At 40.3% G+C, this 23,002-nt stretch carries 19 protein-coding genes and 2 pseudogenes; 12 read left to right on the plus strand and 9 right to left on the minus strand.

Annotated features, from left to right (window positions below):
* Positions 1–60: 60 nt before the first annotated feature.
* The 3 genes from AC1PJ9_RS17650 to AC1PJ9_RS17660 all read right to left on the minus strand — a co-directional run bounded on the left by AC1PJ9_RS17650 (position 61) and on the right by AC1PJ9_RS17660 (position 3,444).
* Positions 61–468: a GFA family protein gene (locus AC1PJ9_RS17650; protein ID WP_311087961.1), complete on the minus strand. Its 408-nt coding sequence runs from the start codon at positions 466–468 to the stop codon at positions 61–63.
* Between the two features lie 27 nt (positions 469–495).
* Entirely contained in the window at positions 496–897 is a 402-nt protein-coding gene (cueR, locus tag AC1PJ9_RS17655; RefSeq protein WP_005070253.1) for a Cu(I)-responsive transcriptional regulator, read from the minus strand.
* 75 nt (positions 898–972) lie between these two features.
* Positions 973–3,444, minus strand: a complete 2,472-nt coding sequence (locus AC1PJ9_RS17660) for a heavy metal translocating P-type ATPase (protein ID WP_311087962.1) — start codon at positions 3,442–3,444, stop codon at positions 973–975.
* A gap of 166 nt (positions 3,445–3,610) precedes the next feature.
* On the opposite strand from AC1PJ9_RS17660, the gene AC1PJ9_RS17665 reads away from it, so the two are divergent.
* The gene (locus AC1PJ9_RS17665) at positions 3,611–3,811 is read left to right on the plus strand and encodes a heavy-metal-associated domain-containing protein (protein ID WP_078210158.1); all 201 of its coding nucleotides are present in this window, start codon (positions 3,611–3,613) and stop codon (positions 3,809–3,811) included.
* A gap of 47 nt (positions 3,812–3,858) precedes the next feature.
* Here the strand turns inward: AC1PJ9_RS17665 and AC1PJ9_RS17670 are convergent, their stop codons facing one another.
* Together AC1PJ9_RS17670 and AC1PJ9_RS17675 are read right to left on the minus strand one after the other, a co-directional pair.
* The gene (locus tag AC1PJ9_RS17670) at positions 3,859–4,818 is read right to left on the minus strand and encodes a LysR family transcriptional regulator (RefSeq protein ID WP_000423280.1); all 960 of its coding nucleotides are present in this window, start codon (positions 4,816–4,818) and stop codon (positions 3,859–3,861) included.
* A 44-nt stretch (positions 4,819–4,862) separates the two neighbouring features.
* A pseudogene (locus tag AC1PJ9_RS17675) lies at positions 4,863–4,992 on the minus strand (hypothetical protein).
* 104 nt (positions 4,993–5,096) lie between these two features.
* Here AC1PJ9_RS17675 and benA point away from each other — a divergent pair.
* From benA to AC1PJ9_RS17710, 7 genes and pseudogenes are all read left to right on the plus strand, one after another.
* Complete coding sequence (benA, locus tag AC1PJ9_RS17680; RefSeq protein WP_001137399.1) at positions 5,097–6,479, plus strand: benzoate 1,2-dioxygenase large subunit; 1,383 nt, start codon at positions 5,097–5,099, stop codon at positions 6,477–6,479.
* A pseudogene (gene benB / locus AC1PJ9_RS17685) lies at positions 6,476–6,995 on the plus strand (benzoate 1,2-dioxygenase small subunit). Before benA ends, benB begins: the two are co-directional and overlap by 4 nt.
* A 52-nt stretch (positions 6,996–7,047) precedes the next feature.
* Complete coding sequence (benC, locus tag AC1PJ9_RS17690) at positions 7,048–8,064, plus strand: benzoate 1,2-dioxygenase electron transfer component BenC (protein WP_311087963.1); 1,017 nt, start codon at positions 7,048–7,050, stop codon at positions 8,062–8,064.
* Positions 8,065–8,082: 18 nt separating this feature from the next.
* Entirely contained in the window at positions 8,083–8,868 is a 786-nt protein-coding gene (locus AC1PJ9_RS17695; RefSeq protein ID WP_311087964.1) for a 1,6-dihydroxycyclohexa-2,4-diene-1-carboxylate dehydrogenase, read from the plus strand.
* Between the two features lie 57 nt (positions 8,869–8,925).
* Positions 8,926–10,119 (plus strand): benzoate/H(+) symporter BenE, encoded by a 1,194-nt coding sequence (gene benE, locus AC1PJ9_RS17700; RefSeq protein WP_077168210.1) that lies wholly within the window; start codon positions 8,926–8,928, stop codon positions 10,117–10,119.
* A 477-nt stretch (positions 10,120–10,596) separates the two neighbouring features.
* Positions 10,597–11,955 carry an aromatic acid/H+ symport family MFS transporter gene (locus AC1PJ9_RS17705; protein ID WP_311087965.1) on the plus strand — a complete coding sequence of 453 codons (1,359 nt, stop codon included), beginning with the start codon at positions 10,597–10,599 and terminating at the stop codon, positions 11,953–11,955.
* 45 nt (positions 11,956–12,000) lie between these two features.
* Positions 12,001–13,257, plus strand: a complete 1,257-nt coding sequence (locus tag AC1PJ9_RS17710) for an OprD family outer membrane porin (RefSeq protein WP_311087966.1) — start codon at positions 12,001–12,003, stop codon at positions 13,255–13,257.
* 100 nt (positions 13,258–13,357) lie between these two features.
* On the opposite strand, the gene AC1PJ9_RS17715 is transcribed toward AC1PJ9_RS17710, so the two are convergent.
* Both AC1PJ9_RS17715 and hrpA read right to left on the minus strand, forming a co-directional pair.
* Complete coding sequence (locus AC1PJ9_RS17715) at positions 13,358–14,464, minus strand: beta-ketoacyl-ACP synthase III (RefSeq protein ID WP_199964929.1); 1,107 nt, start codon at positions 14,462–14,464, stop codon at positions 13,358–13,360.
* Positions 14,465–14,559: 95 nt separating this feature from the next.
* The gene (gene hrpA / locus AC1PJ9_RS17720; RefSeq protein ID WP_311087967.1) at positions 14,560–18,417 is read right to left on the minus strand and encodes an ATP-dependent RNA helicase HrpA; all 3,858 of its coding nucleotides are present in this window, start codon (positions 18,415–18,417) and stop codon (positions 14,560–14,562) included.
* Between the two features lie 352 nt (positions 18,418–18,769).
* Here hrpA and ahpC point away from each other — a divergent pair, with 352 nt between their 5' ends.
* Complete coding sequence (ahpC, locus tag AC1PJ9_RS17725; RefSeq protein WP_003652649.1) at positions 18,770–19,333, plus strand: alkyl hydroperoxide reductase subunit C; 564 nt, start codon at positions 18,770–18,772, stop codon at positions 19,331–19,333.
* A 192-nt stretch (positions 19,334–19,525) separates the two neighbouring features.
* Positions 19,526–19,741, plus strand: a complete 216-nt coding sequence (locus AC1PJ9_RS17730) for a KTSC domain-containing protein (RefSeq protein ID WP_311071848.1) — start codon at positions 19,526–19,528, stop codon at positions 19,739–19,741.
* A 62-nt stretch (positions 19,742–19,803) separates the two neighbouring features.
* On the opposite strand, the gene AC1PJ9_RS17735 is transcribed toward AC1PJ9_RS17730, so the two are convergent.
* Complete coding sequence (locus tag AC1PJ9_RS17735; RefSeq protein ID WP_311071850.1) at positions 19,804–20,391, minus strand: O-methyltransferase; 588 nt, start codon at positions 20,389–20,391, stop codon at positions 19,804–19,806.
* A gap of 45 nt (positions 20,392–20,436) precedes the next feature.
* Positions 20,437–20,655, minus strand: coding sequence for a DUF1653 domain-containing protein (locus tag AC1PJ9_RS17740; RefSeq protein WP_004702746.1), 219 nt, complete (start codon positions 20,653–20,655; stop codon positions 20,437–20,439).
* A gap of 255 nt (positions 20,656–20,910) precedes the next feature.
* Here AC1PJ9_RS17740 and ahpF point away from each other — a divergent pair, with 255 nt between their 5' ends.
* On the plus strand, positions 20,911–22,476 hold the full coding sequence (gene ahpF, locus AC1PJ9_RS17745; protein ID WP_005069727.1) for an alkyl hydroperoxide reductase subunit F: 1,566 nt from the start codon (positions 20,911–20,913) through the stop codon (positions 22,474–22,476).
* A 173-nt stretch (positions 22,477–22,649) separates the two neighbouring features.
* Positions 22,650–22,994, plus strand: a complete 345-nt coding sequence (locus AC1PJ9_RS17750; protein ID WP_191108487.1) for a hypothetical protein — start codon at positions 22,650–22,652, stop codon at positions 22,992–22,994.
* Positions 22,995–23,002: the final 8 nt, after the last annotated feature.

The raw sequence follows: 23,002 nt of genomic DNA on the forward strand, positions 1-23,002 counted from the left end.
CATGGCTAGTGCTGTTCACGTTTTTTTACAAATGAATAAAATACGATCTAACCTTAATATTTAAAGGTTTTCTACTCCATTTGGATATTGGCGAGCGTCATCACAAATTGGATACCACTTCACTTGTGAATTGACAAAAGCATGAGAGACAACTCGCGTCGATATTTCTTCATTAATGAGTCCTACCCTTAAACGTACCACATCAGGTTTATCTAAACGTTCACTCCAAATCGGTGAACCACAGGTTTTACAGAACACTCTCTTTTTATTAGGCGATGCAAAATAAGCCTGTAACAGGTTTTCACCCTGCACAATATTTAAGTCACTTTTTTGTACTTGAGTAATGGCAGCGAAAGCAGCCCCTTGTGCTTTTTGGCATTGCTTACAATGACAAACCATAATTGGATTTAATTCAGCATTAATGTTGAGTTGAACACCATTACAAAGACAAGAAGCTGTATAAATCATGATTTTACCTTTTTATTTTTATGGGATTTAGCTTACACCCACACCTTTTTCAATATGATCTAAGATCGCACAAGAAGCTTGCTGGTTACCGCAGCAATCATCGGCTGAAGCCTGCAAAATATTAACCATTTCCTGTAAATGAGCAATTTTTTGCTTTAATTCGGCAATGTGTTTTACGGTTAAAGCTTTCACCTCTGCACTATGTCGATCGGTATTTTTCCAAAGCGAAATAAGCTCTTTCATCTGTTCGGATGAAAAACCTAACTCTCTGGCATGTTTTAAAAAGTTTAAAGTTTTAAGGTCTGTTTCTGAATAAATGCGATAGCCAGAAGCAGAACGCTGAGCTGCTTCAAGTAAACCGATTTCTTCATAGTAGCGAATCATTTTCGCCGAAATGCCTGAATGTTTGGATGCCTGACCGATATTCATCTCACACCTCAAATATTAAATTTGGTTTAAGACCTGCTGTCATGATCTTAAACTAAAAGTTGATTTTCAGCACCCTTACTGTACTGGCGCATGAAAACGTTTTAAGCGTAATGCATTGCCTAAAACAAAAACCGAAGAAAGTGCCATCGCGCCTGCTGCAAACATCGGTGAAAGTAACACACCAAATGCTGGATAAAGCGCACCTGCTGCAATTGGAATAAGTGCAACGTTATATACAAATGCCCAAAACAGGTTTTGACGTATGTTTCGCATGGTTGCTTTACTTAATGCAATTGCGTTCGGTACGCCTTTTAAACTACCTGACATCAACACAACATCGGCAGCTTCAATGGCAACATCTGTTCCTGTACCAATGGCTAAGCCAACATCTGCTTGCGCCAAGGCTGGTGCGTCGTTAATACCATCACCAACAAAAGCTAAGCGACCATATTGTTTTTGCAGTTGGCGAACTGTGTCCACTTTGCCTTCGGGTAAAATCTCTGCTACAACTTCATCAATATTCAGCTTTTTAGCAATCGCTTGCGCCGTATGACGGTTATCTCCTGTAATCATGGCAACTTTAAGACCTAATTGATGCAAGGCCTCAATCGCAGCATAGGTTGTTTCTTTAATTGGATCTGCCACGGCAATAATTGCTGCAAGTTTCTGATCGATAGCAACATAAAGCGGTGTTTTACCTTCTTCACCTAACTGAGCAGCAATCGCTTGGAATGAGCTGGTATCTAAACCAAGTTGGTGCATATAACGATCTGCACCAATTTGTACTTTTTGGCCTGAAACTTCCGCTTCAATACCTGAACCTGTAATCGAGTTAAATGCTGTTACTGGTAATAGGTTTAGGCCTTCATTTTCTGCTGCTTGAACAATCGCGAGAGCAATCGGGTGTTCAGACTTAGCTTCGACCGAAGCCACTAAAGTCAGCACTTGTTTACGTTCAAAGCCAGATTGCACATTAAAGTCAGTCAGTGTCGGTTTGCCTTCGGTGAGTGTGCCCGTTTTATCAACTGCAACTACTTGAGCTTCTTGTAAAAGCTGCAAAGCTTCACCTTTACGGAACAAGACACCTAACTCAGCACCACGTCCGGTACCGACCATAATAGAAGTTGGTGTTGCAAGTCCCATCGCACAAGGACATGCAATAATCAGTACTGCAACGGCATTCACCAATCCAAAAGTGAGCGCAGGTTCTGGCCCAAAAATAAACCAAACCAAGAAAGTAATTGCAGCAATTAACATCACTACAGGTACAAACCACATAGTGACTTTATCGACCAAACCCTGAATCGGAAGTTTAGAACCTTGGGCTTGTTCAACCATGCGAATAATTTGTGAAAGCACAGATGAGGCTCCCACTGCGGTTGCCCGAATGTTCAGTGTTCCGTTTTGATTGACCGTGCCTCCAACCACCTGCTGTCCCACTACTTTTTCGACTGGGACAGGTTCACCCGTAATCATAGATTCATCAATGTAGCTGTGTCCTTCAACCACTTCGCCATCAACAGGCACACGCTCACCCGGACGAATTTCTACAATAGTTCCACTGACTACTTCAGCAACAGCAACTTCAACCACTTGACCGTCACGTTGAATATGGGCTGTTTTAGGCTGCATTCCTACCAAATGTTGAATCGCTTGCGAGGTTCGTCCTTTGGCTTTGGCTTCAAAATATCGTCCGAGTAAAATTAAACTGACAATAACGGCAGCCGCTTCAAAGTAAACATTGACCGTGCCTTGAGGTAACACATGCGGCATAAAGGTTGCTACGACCGAGAAACTGTAGGCAGCCAAAGTTCCAACAGCCACTAGCGAGTTCATATCAGGTGCCAAACGCCATAGGGCTGGAATCCCTTTTTGGTAAAAACGGCGACCTGGAAAAACGAGCACTAGTGTGGTCAAAGCAAACTGTAAAAGCCAGCTATTGTATTGACCAATCTTGTCCATGACCCACATGTGAAAAGCTGGAATGAGATGTGAACCCATTTCCAAAATAAACACAGGTAAGGCCAACACAATCGAAATGATCAAATCTTTTTTAAGCTGATCTAACTCTGACGCTTTTTTATCGAGTTGCTCATCTTGATTTTTTTCAGATGCTTTCGCGTCGTAACCTGCTTTTTTAACAGCGCGAATTAAGTCTTCAACATTAACTGATGCATCTGCTTGTACCCAAGCCTGCTCTGTTGCTAAGTTGACCGTAGCTTCTTGAACGCCGTCTACTTTTTTGAGGGCTTTTTCAACACGTGCAACACAAGATGCACAGGTCATACCCTCAATAGATAACTCAAATGGCGCAGCTTTAGGAACATCATAACCTGCTCGTTTAACAGCTTTAACCAGTGCTTCACGCTGAATCGGTTGATTTGAATAAACAACCGCTTTTTCTGTTGCCAAATTAACGTTGGCAATCTCAATATTTTCAACTTTTTTAAGGGCTTTTTCGACACGTCCTACACAAGAGGCACAAGTCATGCCCTCAATTGAGAGTGTTTCACTATATGCTGGCAATTTTGTGGTTTTTGAGTCCATCAAACACCTCTACAAATCTGCAAAATTTAATATTCTGTATTGAGCATACAGATTCCCATCATGGGAAGGTCAAGCATATTTTTTTAAAAATTTGGTCTTGACCTTACAATCATGACAAGGTTTAGATTCAGTGTTATCCAAACAAATATCTCATTCTTGATGGAGTATGAACATGAAACTACTTATTGAAAATATGACTTGTGGTGGCTGCGCTCGTGGAGTGACTGCGACGATTCAGGACGTCGATCCAAATGCAAAAGTAGATGTAGACTTAGCGACCAAAATCGTGACTGTTGAAAGCAGTGAAAGCATCGACAAAATTACCGAAGCACTTGAAGAAGATGGTTTCCCAGCGAAAGTGCAATAAGATATAAAACTGCATAGCTTCAGCTTTTGAGGCTATGCTCTGCTTATTTAAAAGTCGATACCGTTTGAATCATCTATTGGATTTTGATCGAGTGTAAAAACCGTCCGTTGATAAGGTATCCCTTCTAAGTCATAAACCTGATAAATACAATCAAACAGTGACTGTAAATCTTCACTTCGGTCCATTGCACGAGCAGTAATAAAAATCGGACTGACTGCGCCGTTATCTAAAATCGGAATATAGTTTAAGTGTGGAAACCGAATGGTATCGGCACTTGCTGGAATAATACAGATCCCTTCTCCCGCTGCGACTAAGCCCAAAGCCAATTGAATTTCTCGTATCTCATGCATATTTTTGGGAACCAAACTATGTTCGGCAAAAATATTCAAAAGCTGGGTGGAAAAATTGGGTTTCGGCGAAGTGGGATACATAAACATCTTTTCATCAATCAAGTCAGCTAGATATACCCCTTCCGTGCGCTGTGCAATTGGATGGCTGGTATGTGCTGCCACTACCAAACGCTCTTTACGTAAAAGAATTCTTCTCACAGCAGGATCACTGATTCTTAAACGTCCGAAACCGACATCAATACGCCCTTCTTTTAATGCCTGTAACTGTTCGGTCGTACTTAACTCCATGAGCTGAATATTCAAATGAGGTTGCTGTTGGCGAAATAAATAAATGATTCGAGGCAGCAAACCATAGAGTAAAGACCCAACAAAACCAATGGTCATACTTCTTTCGATGAGACCAATACGTTTGGTCATACTTTTTATTTCTTCAGCATTCGACAAAAGTTTAACAGCGTGCTGATAAAAGAAATGTCCGGCTGGGGTTGTCTGTAAAGGACGGCTTCCTCGTTCAAACAGTTGAATTCCAAGCTCACTTTCCAGATTTTGGATTTGTCGACTCAAAGGTGGTTGAGCAATAAATAGTTTTTCGGCCGCCTTTGTAAAGCTCTGTTCTTCAACAACCGCTACAAAATACCGTAAATGTCTTAGTTCCATCAGGTTTCCATACCTTTAAGATATAAAAAAATGCAAATTCAGTCTTAGACACAGTTTAACCATTCTTTTAAGGTATATACAAGCAACAAACCGATGAAGTGATGAATTGCTTTGTGAAAAAGCCTTCTTGCCAATCTTCCAGTAATTCATCTTCATCAATTCACGGTTAAACACCCAGCGCGCTCATGCGCTTCATTGACATATTAGGATATCAAGACCTTTTAAATCGTAGCGAAGGTCTTGATGACTTCCACCCTTTGGAAAGTCGGAGAACGGACATGCCACGTATTCCTGTAATCAATACCAGCCATCTTGACCGTATTGATGAATTACTTGTAGACAATATCGATACAGGTGAATTTAAACTTCACCGCTCAGTTTTTACTGATGAAGCCTTATTTGACCTCGAAATGAAATATATCTTCGAAGGTAACTGGGTTTACTTGGCACACGAAAGCCAAATTCCAAATAATAATGACTACTACACGACTTATATTGGTCGTCAGCCGATTATCATTGCCCGTAACCGTAACGGTGAACTTAATGCCATGATCAATGCATGTTCACACCGCGGAGCACAACTTTGCCGTTACAAGCGTGGTAACAAAGCAACGTATACTTGCCCTTTCCACGGCTGGACTTTTAATAACTCAGGTAAATTGCTCAAAGTAAAAGACCCAACTGACGCAGGTTACTCTGACTGCTTTAACCAAGACGGCTCACACGACCTTAAAAAGGTAGCTCGTTTTGAGAGCTACAAAGGCTTCTTATTTGGTAGCTTAAATCCCGATGTTCCTTCGCTTGAAGAATTTTTGGGTGAAACCACCAAAATCATCGACATGATTGTTGACCAGTCTGAACATGGGCTGGAAGTTTTACGTGGTTCATCTACCTATACCTACGAAGGCAACTGGAAACTCACTGCTGAAAATGGTGCCGATGGTTACCATGTTTCTGCTGTTCACTGGAACTATGCAGCAACGACTCAACACCGTAAAGAAACTCAAGCTGCCGATAACATTCGTGCCATGAGTGCAGGTTCTTGGGGTAAACAAGGCGGTGGCTCGTATGGCTTTGAAAATGGCCACATGTTGCTGTGGACACAATGGGCAAACCCAGAAGACCGTCCTAACTTCCCAAAAGCAGACGAATACACCGAAAAATACGGTGAAGCGATGTCGAAATGGATGATTGAGCGTTCACGTAATCTTTGTCTCTATCCAAATGTTTATTTGATGGATCAGTTTGGTTCGCAAATTCGTGTACTTCGCCCACTTTCGGTTAATCGAACTGAAGTCACTATTTACTGTATCGCGCCTAAAGGTGAAGCACCTGAAGCTCGTGCACGTCGTATCCGTCAATATGAAGATTTCTTTAATGCCTCAGGCATGGCAACACCAGACGATTTAGAAGAATTCCGTGCTTGTCAGGCAGGCTATGCAGGGATTGCACTTGAATGGAATGACATGTGCCGTGGTTCAAAACATTGGATTTATGGACCAGACGATGCAGCAAATGAAATTGGTTTAAAACCCATGTTAAGTGGTATCAAAACTGAAGATGAAGGGCTTTATCTTGCCCAACATCAATATTGGTTACACACCATGAAACACGCGATTGCATCAGAGAAAGAAATTGCTGATCAGGGAGAAACAGCATGAGTGCTCAAGACAAAGCAACTTTAGAAAATATTGCTCAGTTTCTCTATCGTGAAGCTCGTTTCTTAGATGATGAACAATGGGATGACTGGCTTGAATGTTACGCACCGGAAGCTTCTTTCTGGATGCCAGCTTGGGACGACGACGATAGATTAACTGAAGATCCACAATCTGAAATTTCACTTATTTATTATCCAGATCGTCAAGGTTTAGAAGATCGTGTGTTCCGTATTAAAACCGAGCGCTCATCTGCAACCATGCCAGACACTCGCACAAGCCACAATATTGCCAACGTTGAAGTCGTAGAACGCGATGGCGACAAAGTTACTGTGCGCTTTAACTGGAATACCTTGAGTTTCCGTTACAAGACAAATTACAGCTATTTCGGTATGTCACGTTATGTGATCGATTTTTCAGGTGATCAACCAAAAATCTTGAGCAAGTATGTCGTTTTGAAAAATGACTACATCAATCAAGTCATTGATATCTACCACCTTTAAGACATATCCCCTCAGTTAAACGGACTGTTGACTGAGGGTAAAAGTTTCAAATATTTTGTAGGATACATGCCATGTCAAACCACAATATCGCACTTCAATTTGAAGATGGTGTTACACGTTTCATTAGCGTAGCTCAAGGCGAAACCCTATCTGACGCAGCCTATCGCCAAAAAATTAATATTCCTTTGGATTGCCGTGATGGTGCATGTGGAACTTGCCGCGCATTTTGCGAGTCCGGTAGTTATGACATGCCAGAAGAAACCTATATTGAAGATGCATTAACCCCAGAAGAAGCTGAGCAAGGCTATATTCTTGCTTGCCAATGTCGCCCAACTTCAGATGCCGTATTCCAAATTCAAGCCTCCTCAGATGTCTGCAAAACAGAAATTCATAGCTTCCAAGGTAAATTAGCCCGCGTTGAAAACTTATCAGATTCAACCATCACTTTTGACATTCAACTTGATGAAGGCCAACCGGATATTCATTTCCTTGCAGGTCAGTATGTAAATGTTGCAATTCCAGAAACTGGCGAAACCCGTTCATATTCATTTAGCTCAAAACCGGGTAATCGTTTAACTGGTTTTGTGGTACGTAATGTACCAAATGGCAAGATGAGTGAATTCTTAAGCAAAAATGCCCAAGCTGGCGACAAAATGACATTTACCGGCCCATTCGGTAGCTTCTATTTACGTAATGTAGCTCGTCCAGTGTTGATGCTCGCAGGCGGTACTGGGATTGCCCCATTTATGTCGATGTTACAAGTGCTTGAAGAAAAAGGTTCGGAACAGCCAGTTCGTTTAGTCTTTGGTGTAACCAATGACTTTGATTTGGTTGCTCTAGAAAAACTCAATGAGTTGCAGGCGAAATTCCCATGGTTTGAATATCGAACTGTGGTCGCAAGCCCTGAGAGCAACCATGAACGTAAAGGCTATGTCACTGGTCATATTGAAAGTGAATGGTTAAACGGTGGCGATGTCGATGTTTATCTATGTGGCCCAGTACCAATGGTAGAAGCTGTACGTGGCTGGTTAGAAACTGAAAATATCAAACCTGCTAACTTCTTGTTTGAAAAATTCTCTGCGAATTAATAGGTGGAGAAGTTATCTATGTCAAACCGTCAAAGATTTACCAATAAAGTCGTGATTGTTACGGGTAGCGCTCAAGGCATTGGTCGTGGCGTGGCACTACAAGTCGCGGCTGAGGGTGGACAAGTCGTCATGGCTGACCGCTCTGAATATGTTGAAGACGTTCTCAAAGAAATTCAGAGTGCAGGTGGCGATGCTGTCACGATTAATGCCGACCTTGAAACCTATGCAGGTGCACAAGCAGTTGTTGCAAAAGCCATCGAACACTATGGTCGGGTAGATATCCTGATTAATAATGTGGGTGGTGCGATCTGGATGAAACCTTTTGAAGAGTTTTCCGAAGAAGAGATCATTAAGGAAGTAAATCGCTCATTGTTTCCAACTTTATGGTGCTGCCGCGCTGTGTTACCCGCCATGATTAAGCAACAAGCGGGTGTGATTGTAAATGTATCTTCAATTGCAACCCGTGGTATTAATCGTATTCCCTACTCTGCATCTAAAGGTGGGGTAAATGCGCTAACAGCATCGCTTGCTTTTGAACATGCTAAAGACGGGATCCGAGTCAATGCCGTTGCGACGGGTGGAACCGAAGCACCGTCTCGCAAAGTACCGCGTAACGCCAACCCATTAAGTCAAAATGAAAAAAACTGGATGCAGCAAGTGGTTGATCAAACAATAGATCGAACATTTATGGGCCGTTATGGCACAATTCAAGAACAAGTGAATGCAATTTTATTTCTTGCATCAGACGAAGCATCGTATATGACCGGATCGGTTATTTCGGTCGGAGGTGGAGATCAGGGTTAACCCTGATCTTTTTATATGATTGGGTAAATAACATGATTTGCATGGAGGCAATCACACATGGCAACCCTGTTCAAGACATTAAAAAATGACTGGTCCATATCAGCAACAGTTGCTGGCTTTCTTGCGGTTTTAATTTCTTACTCAGGCCCACTGATTATTTTTTTCCAAGCTGCTCAGCGTGCCCATGTTTCCACCGACATGATGGTGTCATGGATTTGGGGAATCTCAATTGGTGCCGCCGTTTCAGGTATTTATCTTTCAATTAAATATAAAACGCCTGTCATAACTGCATGGTCTGCACCGGGTACTGCCCTGTTAGTTACCCTATTTCCCAATGTCTCGTTGAATGAAGCGGTAGCCGCCTATATTACTTCCGCTATCGTTATTTTTTTAATTGGTATTACAGGTTACTTCGACAAGTTACTGAAGTGGATTCCCCAAGATGTCGCTGCCGGCATGATGGCAGGTATTCTTTTTCAATTCGGTATTGGTCTATTTACCGCGTCTGATAGCATGCCTTTTATTGTTTTTAGCATGCTCATTGTCTTTTTAATTGCCAAACGTTTAATGCCGCGCTACACCATGATTTGGGTGTTAGCTGCCGGAGTTTTATTAAGCCTCTTTTTAGGCAAAATGAATCCGGTTGATGTGAGTTTTAGTTTAGCTATTCCACAGTGGATTAGCCCAGAATGGACATGGAACTCAACACTGAATCTCGCCGTTCCTCTCATTTTAGTCAGCCTAACCGGCCAATTTTTACCGGGTATGGCGATTATGAAACTTAGCGGTTACGACACGCCAGCCAAACCCATTATTACTGTCACTAGTATTGCCTCTTTAGCCGTTGCCTGTGTCGGTGGTATTACGATTGTGCTTGCCTCAATTACCGCAGCTTTATGTATGGGCAAAGATGCACATGAACTGAAAGAAAAACGATATATCGCAGGAATCGCCAACGGAATTTTTTATATTTTAGGAGGCTTATTTGCTGGCAGTATTGTCATGTTATTTAGTTTACTTCCTAAAGAACTGGTCGCAGCACTGGCCGGTTTAGCCTTACTTGGAGCAATTGCCACCAATATTTCTGTTGCCATGAAAAATGATAGTCAACGCGATGCTGCACTTATTACTTTTTTAGCTACGGCGTCAGGCATGCATTTTCTGGGATTAAGCTCAGTTTTTTGGGGTATTTGTATTGGTGTAATCGCCCATTTCATTCTCACACCACGCTCAACGCCAGCTACAAATTAAGTTTTTTCTCTAAAAACCCAAACTAAAATAAAGCCTCAATCGCTAAATCAGGATGCAAATAATTTGCTAATTCTGATTTGGCGATTTTTATTAAATATAAATTAAATTTCATTTTCAAGATGAATCTCTAAAATAATTAAATAATAGACTTTAGTATTTTGTTTTTATATTTTCACTTCAATTCATAATATAAATTTAACGATATTTTTAAGAGTGATTATTATCAATAAAATCTATAAAAAAACATCTATAAAATCCTTAAAATTCTCACAATACAATATTTAACCCTATTTTAAAGATACAACAAGGTTAGCTAAAACAATAAAAATAAATATATATTTTTCAAATGATTAAATAAATAAAAGCACAATACCTTAAAGACATAAAGATATATCAATTAGGTTTTTGACTCTAACCCAATAACAAAATAGTTTATTAAAAAATAACGCGATGCTTCACAAATTGGAGGTGAAGAAAATGGATACGAGCAAGGTTAATATTAATGAGTTAATTGATAAAGCCAGTTTTACATCTTTTCATTGGAAAGTTTTAATCTGGTGCTTACTTATTATTATTTTTGATGGATATGATTTAGTTATTTATGGGGTTGCTCTTCCTCTGTTAATGCAGCAATGGTCATTAACTGCGGTAGAAGCTGGTTTACTCGCCAGTGCTGCTCTATTCGGCATGATGTTCGGTGCCATGATTTTCGGCACACTTTCAGACAAACTTGGACGTAAAAAAACCATCCTGATTTGTGTCACCTTATTTAGCGGTTTTACCTTTATAGGTGCCTTTGCCAAAGGACCAACTGAGTTTGCTATTTTACGCTTTATTGCCGGCCTTGGGATTGGTGGCGTTATGCCAAACGTCGTTGCGCTTATGACCGAATACGCACCCAAAAAAACCCGCAGTACCTTAGTCGCAATCATGTTTAGTGGCTATGCAATTGGCGGCATGACATCTGCTCTACTCGGTGCATGGCTGGTTAAAGATATGGGCTGGCAAATCATGTTTTTAATTGCGGGTATTCCTCTTTTACTGCTCCCACTCATCTGGAAGTTTTTACCAGAGTCTCTCGCCTTTTTAGTGAAATCAAACCATAGCGAGCAGGCGAAAAGTATTGTGAGTAAAATTGCGCCTCAAACTCAGGTAAACGCCAATACACAACTGGTGTTAAATGAAAGCACCACAACCGATGCCCCGGTCCGTGCGCTTTTCCAGCAAGGTCGTACCTTCAGCACATTTATGTTCTGGATTGCTTTCTTTATGTGCCTACTCATGGTGTATGCCTTAGGCAGCTGGTTACCTAAACTCATGCTGCAAGCAGGCTACTCATTAGGTGCAAGCATGTTGTTCCTGTTTGCACTTAACATCGGTGGCATGGTCGGTGCTATTGGTGGCGGTGCTTTAGCAGACAGATTCCATTTAAAACCTGTCATTACCATTATGTTTATTGTGGGATCAGCAGCTTTAATTTTACTTGGCATCAATAGTCCACAATTTATTTTATATAGCCTGATTGCTATTGCTGGGGCTGCCACAATTGGTTCACAAATCTTACTCTACACGTTTGTTGCACAGTTCTACCCGACAGCACTTCGTTCAACTGGCATGGGCTGGGCATCTGGAATTGGTCGTATTGGTGCAATTATCGGTCCAGTTTTAACTGGAGCCCTACTCACATTTGAGCTTCCTCACCAAATGAATTTCTTAGCGATTGCGATTCCGGGTGTGATTGCTGCACTTGCAATATTTATGGTCAATCTAAAAGCCTCTGTTGCCGCACAAACGCCATCAACATTTAACACTCAAAACACGCTTACCCAGCAGTAAACATACATGCGCCTAGGACTGGCGCATTTATCACGGAAATGGATTATGGAATTATTACATCGCTTTAAACCGCAGACTTTAGCTATAGCAACTTTAGTATTGATGTGTGGCAATTCATGGGCTGCAAATCCAAATCAGCAGGCTGGAGATGAATGGAAATTCACTTTAAAGAATGCCTACATCAACCGTAATTTTGATAATGATGCACTCAAAGACACAGGCAGCTGGTCTCAGGCAGCATCTTTATTTTATAAATCGAAAATGCATGATACCCCACTGCAAATTGCAGACAAGCCCATCACGATTGGTGCAGATGCTTCTGTCCAATACGCCGTGCGCTTAAGTTCAGACAAACACGTTGCGGACACGGTTTTGCCTTTTAATAAAGAAACACAGTCACAAGCATCTGACTTCTTAAAATACGGCGCCACTTTAATACTGGGCTATGACAAAACCCTTTTAAGTGTCGGTGAACTCTGGCTCGATTTACCTGTAACCGCTGTCGATGCCAGCCGACAATTGCTCGCTTCTTATTGGGGAACCAATTTAAAGTCGCAACTTTCAGATCAGCTTTATGCTGAAATTGGTCGGGTTGAAAAAGTCTCGCCTCGAAATGAAGAAGACTTTAAAAAGTTTTCTTTTACGGCAAATGGAATTACCAAAGAATCTGATGGCTTAAATTATATTGACCTGCGCTACCAATTTACGCCGTCACTCAAGGGTGAATACTACTTTGGTAATTTAGAAGACCTCTATAACAAACACTATGTTGGGCTTGAACATAATTGGAAACAACCTAATTTCGCTCTTACTTCTAAGTTTAAGTACTTCAATGCAAAAGATGATGGCAATACTTTTGATATCGATGCACAAAACATTGGAGTACTAGAAACGCTTAAAGTGAAAAACCATACCTTTGGTTTAGGCTACCAACAAATTATTGGCGAATCGGCTTACCCACTACCGGATGGTTTCTTACCGGAAACCTATTTCATTAACTGGAATGCTACTGGTTTCTTTAAAGAAGATGAAAAGTCTTACCATGTCATGTATGGCTATGACTTTAAAAACTATGTACCTGGTTTAAACGCAATGGTGAAATATGTGTATGGCCATGACTTTAAAGCAGCCAATGGTGAGAAAAACCACGAAACTGAGTCGAACGTGATTTTAAACTATGCGTTTCAGCAGCCATTGTTAAAAGGCTTTGCCCTGCAATACATTCGGATTGATTACAACGTAAAACATGGCAATGACTTTGGTGAAGATCGTTTGTTTGTAAACTACACTAAAAAGTTTTAATTATTTTTGATTCAACTGAAGCGGGCTAATTTTGGCCTGCTTTATTATTTTTAACCCATAAAAAAACGCTCTTACGAGCGTTTTTAATTAAACCAATAACTTAAGCGACATGCTTTTGCACAACAATCGAGCCTACTGAATAGCCAGCACCGAAAGATGAAATCACGCCATATTCACCATCATTTACTTCATGGCCTGTACGGTGTAAAGCAATAATTACACCTGCTGAAGAGGTATTGGCAAACTCATCTAGAATAATTGGAGCACGGCTTAGATCTGCCTCTTTACCAGCCACATATTTCAAGATTAGTTCATTCATGTTGGCATTGGCTTGATGTAACCAGAAACGCTTAATATCGTTTGCAGTTAACTGCATTTTTTCCAACTGCGCATTAATGATTTTTGCCACTAACGGACAAACATCTTTAAAGACTTTGCGACCATCTTGACGGAATAACTTGTCGTCAACCACGGCATCTTCACTACGGTTTAAGAAACCGAAGTTATTGCGAATGTTGTTTGAAAATTGAGTAAATAAATGAATATCTAAAATTTCAAAACCAGTTTTAGTAGTCGTTTCTTCAATAATAGAAGCCGTCGCAACATCACCAAAAATGAAGTGACAATCACGGTTACGGTAGTCTAGGTGACCCGATGTAATCTCAACGTTCACCAATAAAACACGGCGAGCACCCGAACGAATTGCATCAGCCGCTTGTTTCAAACCAAAAGTAGCAGCTGAACATGCAACGTTCATGTCGTAGGCATAACCTTGAATACCAAGTGCTGACTGGATTTCAATTGCAACTGCTGGATAAGCACGCTGCATGTTTGAACATGCCAAAATCACAACATCGATATCTTCAGCAGTTACGCCTGCATTTTCCATTGCCTGTTTCGCAGCAATGACGCCCCACTCTGCTTGAAGTGAAAGTTCATCATTTGAACGTTCAGACAAACGAGGACGCAAACGATTTGGATCAAGGATACCTGATTTCTCAATCACGTAACGGCGCTTAATACCAGACGCTTTTTCAATAAATTCAGCACTAGAACCACGTAATTCTTCGAGTTCACCTGCTGCAATTTTCTCTGCATTCTCTTGGTTATATTGTTCCACATAAGCATTTAAACTGTCGGCCAGTTCTTCATTAGAAATGATTTCTGTTGGGTGAAATAACCCAGTACCTGTGATACGAATGCCCATGTAAAACTCCTAAAAAAATGAATAAGGTCTGTTAATCTTTCATTTATAAATTGCGTTGTAGGCTAAACAACAACATAAACAGACCCCGATCTATCTTAACTGATTCCCAAACGATCCCATAACTTTTGCAGTCGAGTTGGTGAAATAGGCATCTTGGTTTTCATCGGTTGAGAAAATAAAGAAATGCGGAATTCTTCCAACATCAAATACAATTCTTTGATTTTGGGATTGTTTTTGAATTTAAATACCTTGTCCATCCATGGATCGACGTCATCAATAGCGGCATGATCTCGCTGTAGATTATTTGGCAATCGATCTAAACGCAATAGCAGCGCTTTTAAATAACGCGGATATTCTTGCCAAAGATCGACGGGTTGGCAGTAAACAAAATTGCTAAGTGACATGAGATCTAACTGATCTTCAATATCATCAATACTGCGCCCAAACACTCCTGCATCAAGTACTAAAAGCTGACGACGGATTTGCTGCCACTGAATGTAAATATCACTTAACTGCTCAAGTGCTTGTTGACCATGACTCAAAAATTGCTTTTTGACCTGCTCGAGCAGTTTGTTAAATTCATCTGCATTAATTGGCAAAGTTGTAATTGCCATTTGTAACGTTGCATAGACCAACATCTGCTCAAGCTTAGCTTTATCACCCAAAGGTGAATATGCCAAAGCAAGCGGTTTTGAAATCTGCTTTTTCAACTGGCGAACCAAATCGCCAAGTTGCATATGGACCAGACGAATAATCCCTTCACGATGCTGCTTAATAGCTTCAGCCTGATCATTAAAAGTCTGAATAACAACACCTGAGTCATCTTTAGCTTCAATTTCAGCAAAAGTTTTGGTCGGTACCAAAGCTTGATATTGTTTAACAACAACACCTGTCACCTTTTGCGAAGCTTCAAAGGTAAAGTTTTCAGGGAAAGTTTTAAATTCGCCTTTTTGCTGTTTCACTGGACGATGTGTTTCCACTCGGCAACGTGCTTTTAACTCAGGTAAATCACGACCTTTCGCAATCAACTTACCTTTTTCATCAATCACCTTAATAAAAGGCACCAAATATGGATCAATACGTTCAAACGAAAAATCTTTTTCAGTAATTTGCTCACCACGTAAAGCAAAAGCTAAATAACTAAAAATATGCTGACGCAAATGTACAGCATCAATACCTTGCATGAGTTTACGAGCTGTGTCAGGAATTGGCACTACACTACGACGCTTATCTTTAGGTAAAGCTTTAAGTAATGCCTCGATTAAATCTTGTCGCCAACCCGGAATCCCCCATGACCAGATATTTTCATCAACTTGAGGCAACGCCTGCACAGGAATTTGAACCGTTGCACCATCTTCATCATGGCTTGGGTCAAAACGATAAGTCGTTGCTAAACGTAGCTGCCCATTATGCAAATGATCTGGGAATTGCTGTGTTGTTGGACGGTCATTGAGCCAAAGTGCATCATCTTCTACAAATAAATAACGTGGATTTTTTGCTTCAACCGTTGCACGCCAGTCTTCAAAACTACTTCGACTTGCAATTTCTTCAGGAATTTTAGAGGCATAGAACTGATAAATCGTTTCTTCATCCACCACCAAATCACGGCGACGCAATTTATCTTCAACTCGTTCAACTTCTTCAAGTTTAAGTAAATTGTGTTTTAAAAATGGCGGAACTGTACCTAAGTTACCTGTGGTTAATGCATCACGTAAGAAAATTTCATGAGCAGCAGGCTGGTCAACTTTCTCAAAATTAATTAAGCGCTTTGGTTCAATAATTAAACCAAACAGCGAAATTTGAGCATACGCATTTACAATCCCAGCTTTCTTAGACCAATGCGGCTCAAAATAGTGATATTTCAACAAGTCGCGTGCAGCAAGCAAAATCCATTCAGGATCAATTTTGGCTAAAGTACGTAAATAAACCTGAGAGGTTTCCACCATCTCAAAAGCCATCACCCAAGCAGTATTGGTTTTGTGCAAAGTACTGGCAGGAAAGACTTTCGCCTTTTGTTGACGCACTGCCATAAAGATATTACGTTCATCAGTTTTATTGGCAATAAAAGACAATAAACCTGTCAGCAACGCACGGTGCAGGTTTTCATAGTTCGCAGGTTTTTCATTAAAACTCAGTTTTAAACCTTCAGCTAACTCGACCAATTGTTTATGCGTCTGTTTCCATTCGCGTAAGCGTAACCAGCTTAAGAAGTGCTGCTTGGCAAACTGGCGACGTTTGTTTTCAGACATGCCTGCTTCACCTTTAGGATTTAAAGTCTCCCAAAGTTTTAAATAAAACAGAAAATCTGAATCAGCCTCGCGGAATAAGGCATGCTTTTGGTCAGCCTGCATTTGTTTGTCAGCAGGGCGCTCACGTGGGTCTTGCACTGCAAGCGCACTGACAACCACTAAAATTTCTTTAAGCACCCCGAAATGAGCACCGCCCACAATCATGCGCGCGAGTCGTGGGTCAATTGGCATACGTGCCATCATTTGCCCGACTTTAGTCAGCTCATTTTTCTTCTCGTTAAGTGCACCCAACTCAATGAGTAGTTTTCGACCATCATTGACTAGGCGGAAATCTGGTGGCTCAATAAAATCGAAGTTTTCTAGCTCACCTAACCCTAAGCTTTGCATTTGCAAAATAACCGAAGCCAAGTTGGTTCGTTTAATTTCAGGTTCGGTAAATTCAGGACGGCTTAAAAAGTCTTCTTCGCTATATAAACGAATACACACACCTGGAGCAATACGACCACAACGCCCTTTACGCTGATTGGCTGCTGCTTGAGAAATTGCTTCAATGGGTAAACGTTGTACGCGTGAACGATAGTTATAACGCGATATACGTGCAAAACCACTATCAATCACGTAGCGAATATTTGGAACAGTTAGCGCAGTTTCGGCCACGTTGGTCGCAATAATAATACGACGGCCTTTACCACCTGGACTAAAAATCTTTTGTTGTTCAGAAACAGCTAAGCGCGCATACAACGGTAAAATTTCGGTATGTCTCGGCCCATACTTTTGCAAGGTTTCCTGCAACTCACGAATTTCTTGTTCTGTACTTGAGAAAATTAAAATGTCGGCATGTTCGGGGTGACCTTTTGCTTCGGCATCAGCAAAACATTCTTCAACTGCCTGTACAACTGCTCGAGGTAGATTTTCTTCAAAATCATCAAACTCATCGTCGTCACTGCCGCCAATATTCATCTCTGAAATTGGGCGATAACGTACTTCAACCGGATAGCTACGACCTTCTACTTCAAAAACTGGTGCATTATTAAAGTAGTTACTAAAACGATTTACATCTAAAGTTGCCGAAGTCACAATCACTTTTAGATCTGGGCGTTTTGGCAATAACTGCTTTAAATAACCCATAATAAAATCGATATTGAGTGAGCGTTCATGCGCTTCATCAATAATGATCGTGTCATACTTAGACAAGAAACGGTCATTGCCTAACTCGGCAAGCAAAATACCGTCGGTCATTAACCGTACGATAGAGTCCTGCGAGCCTTGTTCATTAAAACGGATTTTAAAACCAATCGATTCGCCAAGCTTTTCGCCAACTTCTTCTGCAATACGCTGAGAAACACTACGTGCAGCTAAACGACGTGGCTGGGTATGACCAATCATACCTGTTAAGCCACGACCCGCTAACATGGCAATTTGAGGAAGCTGAGTAGTTTTACCCGAACCTGTTTCACCAGCCACAATAATAACTTGATGCTTTTGAATCGCTTCAATTAAACGGTCAGCATATTGCGAAACAGGTAAATCCTGATTCAGTTTAATTTTAGGTAGTCGTTCAAAACGCTGTCTAACTTTTGCATTAGACTGTTCAAATAATTTTTCAATCTCTGAAGTATCGGCTTTTTTATCTTTACGCAAACGATTTAAACGGTAACGATCTCTCGCCATCACCCATTGATCTATATTTAAACCATTCAGCACAGATAAATTTTCCTGAAAATTCAACAATCCGCTATTTTACGCTTTAATGCTCTTCAGGTAAAACAGTTGGTTTTTTATATATTTTTAATTTTTTAAAATTTTACCCTTGAATTTTGACTCGCTAGACTTCATGTTGTTATGCAAGTTTCTTTTACGATAACTGTCATTTGATTTACATGTTTTTGCAGTCAAATCGAATACAGTGTTTGGGGACTTAAAAATCGTAAATTTATCACTTATTCAATTTTCCGATTTTAGTCATGTAAAAATACTATTTCCCCAATAAAGAATTTTTATTTATTCTACATCTCGTAAACAAGTTTAAATATAAACCTCAATCATGGAGACAATGATGAGCTTGATTAATACTGAAGTTAAACCTTTCCAAGCAACTGCTTACCACAACGGCCAATTTGTTGAAGTTAACGAAACTAACCTTAAAGGTAAATGGTCTGTTGTATTCTTCTATCCAGCTGATTTCACTTTCGTTTGTCCAACTGAACTTGGTGACTTAGCTGACAACTACGCTGAATTCCAAAAACTTGGTGTTGAAATTTACGCTGTATCTACTGATACACACTTCACTCACAAAGCTTGGCACGACACTTCTGAAGAAATCAAAAAAATCCAATACCCATTAGTTGGTGACCCAACTTGGACTCTTTCTAAAAACTTCGACGTTCTTATTGAATCTGAAGGTTTAGCTGACCGTGGTACTTTCGTTATCGATCCAGAAGGTAAAATCCAAATCGTTGAACTTAACGCTGGTGGTATCGGCCGTGACGCATCTGAACTTCTTCGTAAAGTAAAAGCTGCTCAATACGTACACGCTCACCCAGGTGAAGTTTGCCCAGCTAAATGGAAAGAAGGCGAAGCAACTCTTGCTCCATCTATCGACCTAGTTGGTAAAATCTAATCTCTCTTAGATTTTAAAAACTCAAAGAACCACCCTTTATCGGGTGGTTCTTTTGTTTTGAATAAGCACATAACATTTTCTACTGATACTTTTACAATTATGCCCTTCCCCGCGACCTCAACATTGAGTAATGTCAAATAAACAACTGGTTAATTTTTGAGTAAGTTTGATGTGAAATAAAGGGGTACATTTATGGTAAATACAGCGGTCGTCACTTCATGGAAATACAATGCGACATCGCGTCATTTAAAAATATTTTATAGCGATGGTTCGGGAGAACTATATCATCCTGTTCCGGAATTTGTTTATGACAATTTATTACGTTCAACGGATAAAGCCGCTTTTGTACATAAATATTTAGAATTTAATTTGCACTTTACACGACTCTCTTTGGTGATTGCCTCATAACAAATATAAAAAAGGCCTGTTCAAAACAGGCCCAACTGGAATATAAAACGATTTCAGTAAAATTATTTTGTGACTACTAAACATAAACCTGCGCCCACAGGCACAATACTGCTCATGAAATCTGCATCCTTTTTAATTAAAGATAAAAAAGAATTTACTTCTGCTGCATGAGAAATCACATTATCAACCACTAAAACTCCACCTTTAGGCTTAATTAAACGTTTTAAATCTGGCCAATAACTTTCATATACGTCACGTTCAGCATCTAACAAAATAAAATCATAAACTTCGTTTGCTTCTTTTAAATAATCGGCTGCATCTCCAACCCAAAATTGAACAATTTCACTGAGTTCTAATTCAGCAACATGGCGTTTCGCCTCAGCACTTCGCTTTGCATCAATTTCAAGCGTAGTCACCTGCCCACCAGTGGCCTGAGCGGCTTCAGCTAGCCATAAAGTTGAATACCCTGTCGAAGTACCAATTTCTAATATAGCCTTGGCTTGTTGCATGCGAATAAATTGCGAAATTAATTTTGCAGATTCTACTTCTATATTACGGTATCGTTGTAAACGATCAGATTGCTGTGAATCATGCTGTTTAAAGGTGTCATATAAATCGGCAACTCTTTGTAAGAAAAAAGTATTTGGCATATATTCACCCTTTTAAATCGTTATTTTATATGAAGGTCGTTTGAGTTAAGTGCTTTGAATTAACTTGAAACGCGGCACGATACTTCCGTCAGCCATTTGCACCGTTTCAGTAAACATATCTAGCGGACGTACCCAAGTTGAATAATCACCATAAAGACACTGATAAACGACTAACTCTTCTTCAGTCTCACTGTGTTTTGCCACAGAAAAAACTTGATAGAGATTACCTTTATAATGCTGATAAATGCCGCGTTGCAATGACATGAAAGTACCTTTTAATGTTATGACATAAAATCTTTACAGCCATATAACATATATAAATTTTTAAATACTTTCACTTTAAAAGATAAAAAAGAGTAATAAAGAGCATTTAGAGATAAATTATTGATCTTATTTATGAATAGATTTAACAATTCAAAAAAGCGATCAAATATATAAAAACATACTGTTTTACCTATTTATTGTTTTAACGTACTATGCATCTATTGAAAGAATTTGGATGCATTGGAGTAAAAACAGATGTTAGATCAAAACATTAAAACTCAATTAAAAGCTTACTTAGAACGTTTAGAAAGTCCAATCGAATTAGTTGCTGCTTTAGATGAATCAGATAAAGCGGCTCAAATTAAAGAACTAGTGACAGAAATCGCTGAGCTTTCTGACAAGGTGACTGCCCGTTTTGATGGTAACAATACACGTCGTCCAAGCTTTGGTGTGGCTAAGGCAGGTGAACAACCTCGTGTGTTCTTTGCTGGCTTACCTATGGGTCATGAGTTTACATCTTTGATCTTGGCACTGTTACAAGTGTCTGGCTATGCACCAAAAGTTTCTGATGAAGTGCTCAACCAGATTAAAGGCCTAAACCTCAAAGCCAACTTTGATGTGTTCGTCTCTTTAAGCTGTCATAACTGTCCGGATGTGGTACAGGCGCTTAACCTGATCGCGATTTATAACCCGAACACCACAGCAACCATGATTGATGGTTCTTTCTTCCAAGACGAAGTGGAACAACGCAAAATTATGGCTGTACCAATGGTGTTCCAAGACAATGAACACATTGGTCAAGGTCGTATGACGCTTGAAGAGATTGTGGCGAAACTCGACACTAACTCTGCTGAAAAAGATGCAGCAGCACTCAATGCCAAAGATGCTTTTGATGTATTGGTGATTGGTGGTGGACCTGCAGGTGCAACAGCTGCAATCTATGCAGCACGTAAAGGCATTAACACAGGTATCGTAGCTGAACGCTTCGGTGGTCAGGTGATGGACACCATGGACATTGAAAACTTCACATCTGTGCAAAAGACCCAAGGTCCTAAGTTTGCTGCCGAAATGGAAGCACACGTTCGTGAATATGATGTTGATATCATGAACTTGCAACGTGTTAGCAAAATCACAGGTGCAAACCAAACAGCAAATGGCTTGGTTGAAGTTGAACTTGAAAACGGTGCAAAACTTGAATCGAAAACTGTGATCCTTTCAACAGGTGCACGTTGGAGAGAAATGAATGTACCGGGTGAGCAAGAATACCGTACCCGTGGTGTCGCGTACTGCCCACACTGTGATGGTCCATTGTTCAAAGGCAAACGTGTTGCCGTGATTGGTGGCGGTAACTCAGGTGTTGAAGCTGCAATTGACCTTGCAGGGATTGTTGAGCATGTGACTTTGGTTGAGTTCGATACAAAACTTCGTGCTGACCAAGTTTTGCAAAACAAATTACATAGCTTGCCAAACACCACTGTAATTATGAATGCGTTAAGCACAGAAGTGTTAGGTGATGGCTCACAAGTGACTGGTCTTAAATATAAAGACCGTGCCACTGATGAAGAGCATGTGGTAGAGCTTGCAGGGATCTTTGTACAGATTGGTTTACTACCAAACACTGACTTCTTAAAAGACAGTGAAGTTGAGTTAACCAACCGTGGAGAGATCATTGTCAATGACCGCAACGAAACCAATGTTCAAGGTGTATTTGCTGCGGGTGACTGTACCACTGTGCCTTACAAGCAAATCATTATTGCTACTGGTGAAGGTGCTAAAGCATCACTCTCTGCGTTTGATTACATCATTCGTTCTGGGCAGTAAAACTGGTTAGCTCCTTCTTCTTGAACGAAAGCCTAGCATTGCAAAATGCTAGGCTTTTTTAATATTGAAGTTACAACTTTTTAACAATTTTTGATCTTTATTAATCAGTTACTTTATGTTTATATTTTAGACATCCATAATTTTGGATGCCATGAATTAGAAGGAAAAACACAATGAATAAATTACTTGTTGCTTTAGGTCTTGCTGCGACTGTTGCCCTTGTTGGTTGTAATAAAGATAAAGCTCCAGAAACTGGCGCGACTACAGGTGAACATTTAGAAAATGCTGCTAAACAAGCAACCGCTGATATTAAATCTGCGGGTGACAAAGCTGCGAGCGATATTGCAACTGCTACAGACAATGCTACAGCTAAAATTGATGCTGCTGCTGACCACGCTGCCGATAAAACTGCAAATGCTGCTGCACAAACTGAAGCGACTGCGCGTAAAGCAACTGCTGACACAGCTCAAGCTGTTGAACATGCAGCTGCTGATGTAAAAGAAAAAGCTCAACACTAAGTTATATT

The sequence above is a fragment of the Acinetobacter sp. 70_2 genome (genome assembly GCF_056736115.1).